Origin of the sequence: Klebsiella sp. RCJ4 (genome assembly GCF_009025755.1) — a bacterium.
GTDB classification, from domain to species: domain Bacteria; phylum Pseudomonadota; class Gammaproteobacteria; order Enterobacterales; family Enterobacteriaceae; genus Klebsiella; species Klebsiella michiganensis.
In genome coordinates, this window is sequence record NZ_WCIN01000035.1 from 1 (window position 1) to 3,918 (window position 3,918).

The following is a 3,918-nucleotide window of genomic DNA, read 5'->3' on the forward strand; positions in this document are numbered from 1 at the left end:
TTATCGGCGACAGTATGCAGAACTGCGCGTTAATCGGAGACTGGGATTCGGATACGCCTGTGATTAACAATAACCAGCACATTGGTTATTTTATTTCCGGTGACTCATCAGACGGTTATATCCGCCCGCAGCTGGTAAATCACGGTGTGCGCAACTTCTTTATCGGTCGCTATGGGAATGGCGTTCTTGACCGGTCCACAGAAGATAATTTCCTCATCCGTGATTGCTGTCTGACGGGCTGGTTTATGGGGGCCGACTCCGTTTGCAACGGCTTCGTTGTCGCCCGTGATTGCTTTACCGGAGACGCCTATGGCGGGGCGTGGACGCAACGAAATGCCGCGGTCACGATTCCGTATCTCCCTCCCTATCCGGCGGCAGAGATTTTCAAAGTGGGCTGGGTTGATGCTATCCGGTATACGAAATATCACTTTTACGGCAAGCCCCGGCTGTTTGGCCCTGCCGATGAGGCGATTGATACGTGGTTCGATACGTATATCTATAAATCCGCCAACTCGGCGCGAACCTCCGCAGGCGGCAGGCTGACAAACAATACCGCCAGCGGCTATTCAGCGCGTTCGTTTCCCGGTATTGCGGGCCGGGCATTCACCGTCCTCAGTCGCTATGGACGTGCGGTGAACGGGGTCTGCCTTGACGATGTGAAAGTACTGGGAACCCACCGCGTCCCGTTCTACACCGACGCAGGCAGTTACAACGTGATTCACACGTCATACGTTGAAAAGACATGTCTCGTTGACACCACAACGACAACCATTGCCGGTAATCAGTTCTATACCGACTATCAGGACCCGTGGAATGCGACACTGACAAAAGCGCCCGCGATGGTTTGTGAGGGTGGTATCACTGTCGACAGAACTGTCGTTTCGGCTGGCGTGGCTACACATCCGTTCAGCCAGAAACCAACAACAATCAACGGCCCGCTCATCATCAACCCGTTCAGGGATGACACCGAAGACTACTCTGCCGTGCAGATTGCAGAGTGGAACAGCGCCGAAGGGAAAACGGTATATCTCTATGATTTCCGTCGTCAGTACAGCGTCCAGCGCCCGATACGTTTTTTTGAGAACACTCAGGAGACGTTCCAGTATTACAAGGGCGTCTGGACGCCGGTTGTCAAATGTGGTTCAGACGTCGTGACGCTGAATACCACGGTGGGAACCTACCGCCGCTCAGGGCGGTTAGTGCATGCGACATTCAGAATAGAAACCACGTCAATGGCGCTGACGACAGGTGGCGCGGTAGTGATATCAGGGCTTCCGTTTACAGTAGCCGCACTGAGCGACGGGGGGTTAACGGTGTCCCCGATAATCTGCAGTCGGGCCGGCTCGGGGATCATCCTCGCGCAAACGAACCCGACCACAAAAGATATTTTGTTGCTGACAAATAGCTCGCCTGCCGCTCTCTCAATAACAGGCGGAACAGGTTTGACTATTTACGGCTCAGTTCAGTACGTTCTGACAGAATAAGGATTTTCCATGTTTACAATAGAGAAAGAAGTTGCGGTTAAACAGGTGACGGCGGATGGAATTGCAGTCGGAACCACTACACTAAAAGTTAGCCTGACATACACCATCGAGAGGATCGAACTTGAAGGGGAGAACGGCATCGCGTTTTATACAGTTACGTCAGGTGCTGATACTGAGGGTGTAAGAAATTACATCCCATTTACCTATTCAGGTGCCGGTGATCCGTTATCTGAAGCTGAGGCAGCGCTAAAGTTAACAATTGAATGATATTTCCCGCCTGTAATGGCGGGATGATTTTATGCTTCCAGCGACTCTTTTAGTGATCCTTCAGCCTCATCCAGCGGGTTTCCTGCTCCGGAGTAACTGAACATGTGATAATGCTCTCCTGGTGTTACTGAATCACCCACATACACATCGAACAGTACCTGCGCTCCTGCATCTGACAGGCTTACCAGGCGCTTTGCGGAATAGGTCACCTCTTTGCTGACCGTAACCAGCTGGCATGATGCCCCCAGCTCAGGATACGAAACCAGTTCTTTGACTTCTTTTGTTACTGTGAACGACATAATTTTCTCCTGCTTATCCCGGCTGGCTGGTCTGACTGACTGCCAGTTGTTTAGAGCCGCCTGTGCCTGTGACGTTTACCGTCAGGAACCCTGATGAATATGTCCAGGCGATATCTATCTGGGCGGCATTATTGATTTGTGAAAATGTCTCCACCAGATAGCCATTGATGAATCTCAGTATTTTGTATGCAGGGAACTGATAACCACCGTTGGCGGCTATCTGAATCTCACCGGACTGGCTGGTTATCTGTAGTGTTTTCGATGCACTGAGAGTCATGGCATTTTCATGAAGGTATTTCTTCAGGAAGCGGACGCGCTTAATCACAATATCCGCGCCGTTATTTGAGCGTGAGAAGTAAATACCGTTTGAGGAGCCAGCAATTCCTGTCACGAACTCCACCCGCATTTTTCTGGGTGTCGTTGACAGCGTGAAAGTTGTCGAGACTTTACCTGTTCCGGAAACAATACCGCCGAAAGTGAAGTCTTCAGTACCGCTGGCGCAGTATGCCTCCACCTCGATGATGTATGATTTCTCCGGTTCAAACAGTCCAGATGAGGCAGCATAGCTAAAAATGCCGGTGCTGGCGAAACCCGCCATCAGCACCATTTCATTACCGCGGGCACGCAGATAATCAGACAGCAGGTTTCCGTAGAGAGAGGTGCCGAACGCGCCGACATTCAGCCCATTGATAACGTCAGAAAACTGTCCCTCTGAGGTATACCCGTTCCATTTACCGAAACGTGGCCCTTTAAAGACAAACGAGCACGGCTGCTGCTGATTATACAGAAGCGGAACACTGTCCACCGTCGCGCCAGTCTCATCAACCAGTGTCAGGGCATTTGACCCCAGACCGACATTAGAACCTACTGTTGATACGTCAACAATTTCCCCGTACGTCTGGCCCTTTGGCTGATATTTGTAAACAAAGTTTTTAGACTTTGAGAAACCATCTATCCGGTTATCCCTGATAATAGTCGAGTAACGACCGGCTGATACGTTTCCCGCGTAAGCAGGCGCATCAACGGCTGTCGCATCAATAAACCCTATGAGCGCCTGCCCGTCGGTCCCTGTCGCCTGTTCAAGATAGTTGTCATAAATACGGGCATGTCGGGCCGTGGTCTTAATCATGATGCAGTTTGGCGAGCCAACGTGCAGGATATCGTTAAGATGTATTTCATTCTGAGACCCGAAGGTACTGGCGCTTAATTCAAGAATCATATAGCGCCAGGCATTCCTGATGCGATTCATGGACACCCTGTTCAGGTCGCACCCGTTCAGCAGTACATCGATATCAAAGTTTGCTATCTCACAAAGGCTGATACTGCCATCGAACATCTTTGACCATGAGATACCAATTCCGGTGCCATTAACTCTCGGGTTTATAGCGCAGCGCCTGACGACTGGTACCATACCAAACGGAACATTTGACAGCGATATATCGTCTTTAATTATCGCTGTTTGCTCGTTATTAAACCTGACAGGATAATCACCGGTCAGGCCCATGTCGTAAATCTGCGGCATCCGCACCTGACCCGTGGATGAATCACGCGTATACCAGATGCAACCACCTCCTTCAGTCATGCATATGAGACGCGTATAGCAATTCGGGGAAAAGTTTGGACTCCCCTGTCCCCTGATTACCTGCCCTTTACCGGCTTCAAATGCCCGGGAAATATAAAAGTCCCCGGCAGGCAAACTAAGCTGTTTATTTTTATCCGCAGCGGCCTGAAGAATTGAATAATTAAATTCAGCATTTTCAACGCCGGGCTTCAGGAGTGGTGTGACAAACTTAATAGCTTGATCAAGGCTTGCTCCGTCAGAACCGCGTACAAGAGACGTACCCGGGATTTCGCCTGAACCCAGGTTT

The 3,918-nt window shown here is 50.5% G+C and carries 4 protein-coding genes; 2 read left to right on the forward strand and 2 right to left on the reverse strand.

Annotated elements, in window-relative coordinates; genetic code table 11:
* Together F8562_RS12270 and F8562_RS12275 are read left to right on the forward strand one after the other, a co-directional pair.
* On the forward strand, positions 1 to 1,484 hold a 1,484-nt coding region (locus F8562_RS12270), incomplete at its 5' end, for a hypothetical protein (protein ID WP_151891911.1).
* A 9-nt stretch (positions 1,485 to 1,493) separates the two neighbouring features.
* The gene (locus tag F8562_RS12275) at positions 1,494 to 1,751 is read left to right on the forward strand and encodes a hypothetical protein (protein ID WP_064342397.1); all 258 of its coding nucleotides are present in this window, start codon (positions 1,494 to 1,496) and stop codon (positions 1,749 to 1,751) included.
* A 29-nt stretch (positions 1,752 to 1,780) separates the two neighbouring features.
* Here the strand turns inward: F8562_RS12275 and F8562_RS12280 are convergent, their stop codons facing one another.
* Entirely contained in the window at positions 1,781 to 2,050 is a 270-nt protein-coding gene (locus F8562_RS12280; RefSeq protein WP_064342398.1) for a hypothetical protein, read from the reverse strand.
* 13 nt (positions 2,051 to 2,063) lie between these two features.
* Positions 2,064 to 3,918 (reverse strand): endo-N-neuraminidase (locus F8562_RS12285; RefSeq protein WP_226789537.1); only part of this gene is annotated, 1,855 nt, incomplete at its 5' end.